At 61.8% G+C, this 6,482-nt stretch carries 7 protein-coding genes; 3 read left to right on the top strand and 4 right to left on the bottom strand.

What is annotated here, in order from left to right:
* Window positions 1–142: 142 nt before the first annotated feature.
* Both C2I19_RS17600 and C2I19_RS17605 read right to left on the bottom strand, forming a co-directional pair.
* Window positions 143–1,414 carry a tyrosine-type recombinase/integrase gene (locus tag C2I19_RS17600; protein WP_103903956.1) on the bottom strand — a complete coding sequence of 424 codons (1,272 nt, stop codon included), beginning with the start codon at window positions 1,412–1,414 and terminating at the stop codon, window positions 143–145.
* 241 nt (window positions 1,415–1,655) lie between these two features.
* Window positions 1,656–2,522, bottom strand: coding sequence for a YicC/YloC family endoribonuclease (locus C2I19_RS17605; RefSeq protein WP_103903957.1), 867 nt, complete (start codon window positions 2,520–2,522; stop codon window positions 1,656–1,658).
* Between the two features lie 99 nt (window positions 2,523–2,621).
* On the opposite strand from C2I19_RS17605, the gene C2I19_RS17610 reads away from it, so the two are divergent.
* Genes C2I19_RS17610 through rph form a run of 3 tightly spaced genes read left to right on the top strand, consistent with a single transcriptional unit; the run spans window position 2,622 to window position 5,231 of the window.
* Window positions 2,622–3,596 carry a serine/threonine protein kinase gene (locus C2I19_RS17610; protein ID WP_103903958.1) on the top strand — a complete coding sequence of 325 codons (975 nt, stop codon included), beginning with the start codon at window positions 2,622–2,624 and terminating at the stop codon, window positions 3,594–3,596.
* Window positions 3,593–4,471: a PP2C family protein-serine/threonine phosphatase gene (locus C2I19_RS17615; protein ID WP_103903959.1), complete on the top strand. Its 879-nt coding sequence runs from the start codon at window positions 3,593–3,595 to the stop codon at window positions 4,469–4,471. Before C2I19_RS17610 ends, C2I19_RS17615 begins: the two co-directional genes overlap by 4 nt.
* Window positions 4,472–4,514: 43 nt before the next feature.
* Window positions 4,515–5,231 (top strand): ribonuclease PH, encoded by a 717-nt coding sequence (rph, locus tag C2I19_RS17620; RefSeq protein ID WP_103903960.1) that lies wholly within the window; start codon window positions 4,515–4,517, stop codon window positions 5,229–5,231.
* Between the two features lie 59 nt (window positions 5,232–5,290).
* Here rph and C2I19_RS17625 read toward each other — a convergent pair whose 3' ends face one another.
* Together C2I19_RS17625 and C2I19_RS22075 are read right to left on the bottom strand one after the other, a co-directional pair.
* Window positions 5,291–6,109, bottom strand: coding sequence for a trypsin-like serine peptidase (locus tag C2I19_RS17625; RefSeq protein WP_103903961.1), 819 nt, complete (start codon window positions 6,107–6,109; stop codon window positions 5,291–5,293).
* 91 nt (window positions 6,110–6,200) lie between these two features.
* Window positions 6,201–6,482, bottom strand: a 282-nt coding sequence (locus C2I19_RS22075; protein ID WP_199181252.1) for a hypothetical protein, incomplete at its 5' end; no start/stop codon positions are given.

Genomic DNA, 6,482 nt, shown 5'->3' on the forward strand with positions numbered 1-6,482 from the left:
TTGGCAGCCCATGGCGTCGAAGCTGACCAGCCGCCCCTTGAGTTGCAGACTTTCCAGCAGGGCGGGAATCGCGGTGATTTCATTGCTCTTTTCGTGGGGTTCCGGATTTCCTTCTGTCGAAGTAGGTATGGCAAAGCTGGTGTCAGGCTTGTTTCTTGCGGTCCTTGCTTATTGGTGTCACGTTGTAGGGCTTCCAATTCTCCAGGGCATTCAGCAGCCCGGCCCATTTATCAAGGGCGTCGCGGCGCTCGTTGAAGTAGTCGTGGCGGTTGTAGATGCCTTCCACGTCCTTGATCTTGTGATTGAGGCAGCGTTCGGCTACCACCGGGTCGACGCCCAATTCCGCCAGGTGGGTTCGCGCGGTGCGGCGCAGATCGTGGACGGTGAAGTCCGTCACTTCCGGCATGTGCGGCTTGACCTTGCCCATGGCGGTGCCGATGGTGCCTTCATGGATGTGCGGCACCATGCGGTGCTGCATCTTGCGGGCCGGTAATAGCCAATCGCTCGGGCCGGCCAGGTCGAACAGCTGCTGCAGCCATTCCACTGCCAGAGCGGGCAGGGGGATGTCGATAGGCTTGCCGGTCTTGCTGCGCTCGCCTGGCAGGTGCCAGACGCTGGCCGGCAAGTCGAACTCTTCCTTGCGGGCGGCGCACAGCTCCATCTTGCGGACGCACAGGAGCAGCAGCAGGCGGATGGAGAGGTCGTTCTCTACGCTGAATCCCTTGGCCAGCTTCATCGCGGCGAATAGCTTGGCCAGTTCGTCGCGGCTCAAGGCGCGGTCGCGGGCTTCTTCCTTGCCGCTGGCGTCGCCCACGTCAAAGGCGCTGGCCGGGTTGATTTCGATGATGTGGCGTTTGATGGCGTAGTCAAACATGCGTCGGGTCCAGCGCAGCACGTCGTTGGCCATGGTGGGCGCGCCGCGTTTGACGATGCTCTGCAGCATGTCGTCTATATGGCGGGGCTTGATGTCCTCTACCTTCAGCTTGCCCAGCATCGGGCCGATGTCTTTGTCTATCCGGCGCCGCACGATGTCGGGGTGCTTCCAGCGGCCCAAGATCATCCGCTCGTAGTACTCGTTCGCCAGCTCCAGCATGGTGACGGCGTTTTTCTCTTCTTCGATTTGGGCGAGGGCGGCCGTTTTCTTCTGCTGCTTTTCGCCTGCGACATCGTGGCCCAGCGCCACCCGGGCGGATAGCGCTTTGACGGTTTCCCGGGCTTTGGCAAGTGACAGCTCGGCGTAGCTGCCAATTTGCATAGTGCGGGATTTGCCGGCGAACTTGTAGCGATAGCGCCAGACTGGAACCTTGTCGTTCTCACGGAAGCGTAGCCAGAGACCATCGCCATCGCCGCGGCCTTCGAATCGCTCCCCGGCCTTGATCCAGGCCTTGATTTGCATGTCGGTCAGCTTGCCCATGTTCACACCTCGAATACGGAGTAGACCCCTCAAGCCCGCGCCGCTGTTGGAACGCCAAAAATCTGAACAGCGAATAGGGGGTGTACCCAAACGACTTGGCAAAAAGTGCTATGGGTACACCCTTGGGTACACGGCAAGTATGCGCTTTGTTGATACTTGATGACACGAATTGAAATGAATAAAGCCCCGACTGGCGGGGCTTTTGTGGTTTCGCTGACACGCTATGACACGGCGTGAAAGTTTACTCGATGTTTTGTATCTGTTCCCGCATCTGCTCGATCAGAACCTTCAATTCGACCGAAGCTTGGGTGGTGTCGGTGGAGACGGATTTCGAGCCCAGGGTGTTGGCTTCTCGATTCAGCTCTTGCATCAGGAAGTCCAGCCGCTTGCCGGATTGGCCGCCGGATTTGAGGATGCGGCGCACTTCGGACAGGTGGGTGGTCAGGCGAGACAGTTCCTCGTCCACGTCTATTTTTTGCGCGAACAGCGCGAACTCCTGCTTCAGGCGGTCGTCGTCCACGCTGCCCAGCGCCTCCTGCAGGCGGCCGGACAGTTTGGCCATGTAGTTTTCGAGGATTTGCGGCAGCTTGGGCTTGATGGCGGCGACGATGGCCTCCATGCCCTCGATGCGCTCGACCAGCACCGCCTTCAGCTTTTCGCCTTCGCGCGAGCGCGAGGCGTTGAAATCGGCCAGCGCGGTTTGCAACGCGTCCAGGCACAACTGGTGCAGCACTTCCGGCGCCAGTTCATTGCTTTTCAGCACGCTGGGCCAGCGCATCAGCTCCCCCACCGACAGGCCGTGGTTGGCGCCGCATTGCTGCTGCACTTGGCGCGACACATCCATCAGGCGGCTGAGGAAGGCCTGGTTCAGTTCCAGCGTCGGCGCGGCGCTGTCGACCTGGTTGAGGCCGACGCGGCATTCCAGCTTGCCGCGGGTGACGCGGGCGGCGATTTGTTCGCGCAATTGCGGTTCGATGATGCGCAGCTCTTCGGGCAGGCGCATCTGCACATCCAGATAGCGGTGATTGACTGCGCGTATCTCAAGGCTCAACATTCCACCTGGGAATTCCCGGGTGGCGGCGGCAAAGCCGGTCATGCTCAGTATCATGCGGGGCTCCTGTGATTGTAGGGATTTCCAAATGCCGGGCCCGAATTGCTTTGCTAAGCTCAATTCAGGGCCAGAGGACACTATATCAACAGCCATTCGATGACTCAATCCAGCAAGCAAACCCCATTGCCGGCGGGCTACCGCCTGGCCGAGTACACCATTGTTCGCCAACTGTCGGTCGGCGGCTTCAGCGTCGTTTACCTGGCGCTGGACGATGAGGACCGCAAATTCGCCATCAAGGAGTACCTGCCGCGCAATCTGGCCGAGCGCAATGTCAATGACGAGGTGACCGTGCCGCTGGAGCTGGACCGGGACGCCTTCAATCTGGGCTTGAAGTGCTTTTTCGAGGAAGGCCGCGTGCTGTCCGGCATCTCGCACCCGACTGTGGTGCGCGTCAGCAATTTTTTCCGCGCCAATCACACGGTGTACATGGTGATGGAGTATGCCGACGGCCGCTCGCTGGGCAAGGAGCTGGAGCTGGCGGGCGGCAAAATGCCGGAGCGGCAGATCCGCAAGTGGTTCGCCGCCTTGCTGTCCGGCCTGCGCGAAGTGCATAGCCAGCGCTTGCTGCACCTGGACATCAAGCCGGCCAATATCTATCTGCGGCGCAATGGCGTGCCGCTGCTGCTGGATTTCGGCGCGGCGCGGCAAACGTTGTCGCGCAACGCCAAGCATTTCGCCGCGATGTATACGCCGGGCTTTGCCGCGCCGGAACAATATGAGAAAGATCAGCCCTTGGGGCCGTGGACCGATATCTACGCGATAGGCGCCTGCCTGTACGTGTGCATGGGCGGCGCGACGCCGCCCGGCGCGCGCGAGCGGGGAGAGCGCGACCGGCTGGTGCCGGCCAGCCAGGCCTTTCGCCACCAGTATTCGCGCGAGCTGACCGAGCTGTGCGACCGATGTCTGGCACTGCCGCCCAACGACAGGCCGGCGACGGTGCTGGAAGTGCAGAAATGTCTGCAGCAAACGGAATACAGCAGTCCGGAGCGGCCAGCGGCAGGAGAGGGAAATCGATTGGTGGGCTGGATCCGCGGTTTGACCGGCGGCCGGCATGGAAAGGGAACGGAATGAAGTTATCGGTTTTCCAGGAGAGCCGGATAGGCGGCCGCAGTTATAACCAGGACCGCTTGGCCATCGCCCACACGCGGGAGGCAGTCTTGCTGGTGGTGGCGGACGGCATGGGAGGCCACATGCGCGGCGAAGTGGCGGCCCAGATCACGGTGGATCTGTTGTGCGAGCTGTTTTATCAACAGGCCGCGCCTACGCTGACTCATCCCAACCGTTTCCTGGTGAATGCGATCAGCTCTGTGCATCAAGTGATTCTGGAATACGCGGCGGACCACCGGCTGCCCGACGTGCCCAGCACCACCGTGGTGGCTGCCATTCTGCAGCAGGGCCAGTTGTTCTGGTGCCATGTGGGCGACTCGCGATTGTATTTGCTGGACCATAAAGGCATGCGCCTGCGTTCGCGCGACCACTCCCAGGTGCAGCGGCTGATCGATCAGGGCGTCTTGACCGAGGAGGCGGCGAAGACCCATCCGGACCGCAACAAGATCTACAACTGTCTGGGCGCGTCCAGCGATCCGGACATCGACATAGGCGAGCGCCAGCCCATAGGGCCAGGCTGTTCCGTGGTGCTGTGCACCGACGGCCTGTGGTCGCAAATTCAGGATGCGGAACTGGAAAAAGTGTTCGCGGGCCGCCACGTCAATCAGGTGCTGCCGGCCCTGATCAATGTGGCGGAGCGGCGGGCCGGCGCCGGCGGCGACAATCTGTCCGCGATCGCCGTGACGGTGCTGGACGACGCGGTGGAGCTGGGCGAGCGCAGCGACGCGCTGGATACCGAGAAGAACCCGCCGCGCATGGGCGGCCGGCTGATATTGGAGTCCAATCTGGAGACCATGCACCGCGAGATTCTGGCCAGCCAGGTGGGCAAGGGCGGCTGAGCGGTTATAATCGCTGCCATTCCATCCTACCGGAGCTTCTAGCATGCGCCCCTCCCAACGCAGCGCCGACGCGATGCGCGTCGTCAGACTGACCCGTTCCTACACCAAGCACGCCGAAGGTTCGGTGCTGGTGGAGTTCGGCGACACCAAGGTGATCTGCACCGCCAGTGTGGAGGAGACCGTGCCGTCCTTCCTCAAGGGCAAGGGCCAAGGCTGGGTGACGGCCGAGTACGGCATGCTGCCGCGCTCCACCGGCAGCCGCATGCGCCGCGAGTCGGCCGCCGGCAAGCAGTCCGGCCGCACCCAGGAAATCCAGCGGCTGATCGGCCGTTCGCTGCGCGCGGTGACGGATTTGGCCAAACTGGGCGAGCGCCAGATCGTCATCGATTGCGACGTGATCCAGGCCGACGGCGGCACCCGCACCGCCAGCATCACCGGCGCCTATGTGGCGCTGGCCGATGCGATCAAAGGCTTGCAGGCTGCCGGCAAGCTGGCGGCCAATCCCCTGCGTGACCAAGTAGCGGCGGTGTCGGTCGGCGTATACCAGGGCCTGCCGGTGCTGGACCTGGATTATCCGGAAGACTCCGACTGCGAGACCGATATGAACGTGGTGATGACCGGCGGCGGCCGCTTTGTCGAGGTGCAAGGCACGGCTGAGGGCGAACCGTTCAGCGAGGAAGAAATGACGGCCATGCTGGCGCTGGCGCGCAAGGGCATCGCCGAATTGCTGCAGGCGCAACGCGAGGCGCTGGCGGATTAAGCAGGCCTTTTCCGGCAGCAGAACAAAGCCCTGTCGATGGCTGTCGGCAGGGCTGTTTTTTATCGGGATTCCGCTGTTTTGGCGCGCTGGATGAAATCGCGCAGGGCTTGGCTGAACATGGGCGCGGAGACGCTGAGATTGTCTTCATGCTTGCGTCGCTGGGCTGGCGGCGCGGAGCTTTGCACCGCGACGATGCTGGCCTGTCCTTTGGCGTCGAAGACGAAAATAGGCGAACCGCTATTGCCTTCCAATGAGTTGCAGCGGTGAGTCAAGCGGCCATCGTTCTTCAAATCGGTGGCCTTGCAATGATTGTGGACGCGCAAGTGACGCTGGTCGTCTATCGGATAGCCGCCCAGGGTGACGGTCCATTTCTTTTCGTTCAGTAGTTTTTTCAGTTGCTCGCGGCTGCCCTGGAACACGGGAATATAGCCCTGTTGTTTGCCCAGCGGCGTTTTCAGGCGCACAAAGGCGAAATCGCGCGGACCGATATTCGGCGGGATGTAGATGCCGTCCTTGCGTCGGATCAGTCCCTTGAGAAAGGCGCGGTCCACATAGACCTCGGCAATCTGGCTGCGGTCTTCATACTCATTGCCCCACAGCCCAACGGTGAAGCTGATGGCTTTGTCCATTTTGCCCTGATCGTTCAGAAAGCAATGCCCCGCGGTCAGCACCACATTAGGCGACACCAGGGTGCCGGTGCAGATATTGCGCGAGCGGGTTTGCAACTGGCCGACGGCCTGCCAGGGCAAATGGTCGGGCTGTACCAGCACCCGCTCGTCCTTGCCGAAGAACAGGATTTTATGTTCGCGGCTCAATGGCGCGGCGTGGAGGAGGGCGGGCATCAGCGCGAGACAGAGCGCGAGGCGGGGCAGTTTCATGATGGAGCACCTGAAATGACGACGGGGCGCAATGCGCCCCGTTCGATGATGCAACGCCGCTAGCTAAACAGCCGCGGCGCCGTTGCCTGAATTACTTGGCAGCGGAAGCGGCGGCCTTCTTGGCAGCGTGCTTTTTGTGAGCCTTTTTGGCCGGAGCGGAAGCATCGGCTTTGGCGGCTTGAGCCTTGGAAGCAACGGCCTTCTTGGCGGCGTGCTTGTGAGCCTTCTTGGCTACCGGAGCGGAAGCGTCGGCCTTGGCGGCTTGAGCCTTGGAGGCTTCAGCTTTCTTGGCGGCGTGCTTCTTGGCGTGGTGCTTGTGAGCCTTCTTGGCAACCGGAGCGGAAGCGTCGGCCTTGGCGGCTTGAGCCTTGGA

The organism is Chromobacterium alticapitis (genome assembly GCF_002924365.1).
Classification (GTDB): domain Bacteria; phylum Pseudomonadota; class Gammaproteobacteria; order Burkholderiales; family Chromobacteriaceae; genus Chromobacterium; species Chromobacterium alticapitis.

Coding starts and splice junctions, on each gene's coding strand:
- C2I19_RS17625 (WP_103903961.1), bottom strand. CDS start 6,109: ATGAAACTGCCCCGCCTCGCGCTCTGTCTCGCGCTGATGCCCGCCCTC.
- C2I19_RS17610 (WP_103903958.1), top strand. CDS start 2,622: ATGACTCAATCCAGCAAGCAAACCCCATTGCCGGCGGGCTACCGCCTG.
- C2I19_RS17600 (WP_103903956.1), bottom strand. CDS start 1,414: ATGGGCAAGCTGACCGACATGCAAATCAAGGCCTGGATCAAGGCCGGG.
- C2I19_RS17615 (WP_103903959.1), top strand. CDS start 3,593: ATGAAGTTATCGGTTTTCCAGGAGAGCCGGATAGGCGGCCGCAGTTAT.
- rph (WP_103903960.1), top strand. CDS start 4,515: ATGCGCCCCTCCCAACGCAGCGCCGACGCGATGCGCGTCGTCAGACTG.
- C2I19_RS17605 (WP_103903957.1), bottom strand. CDS start 2,522: ATGATACTGAGCATGACCGGCTTTGCCGCCGCCACCCGGGAATTCCCA.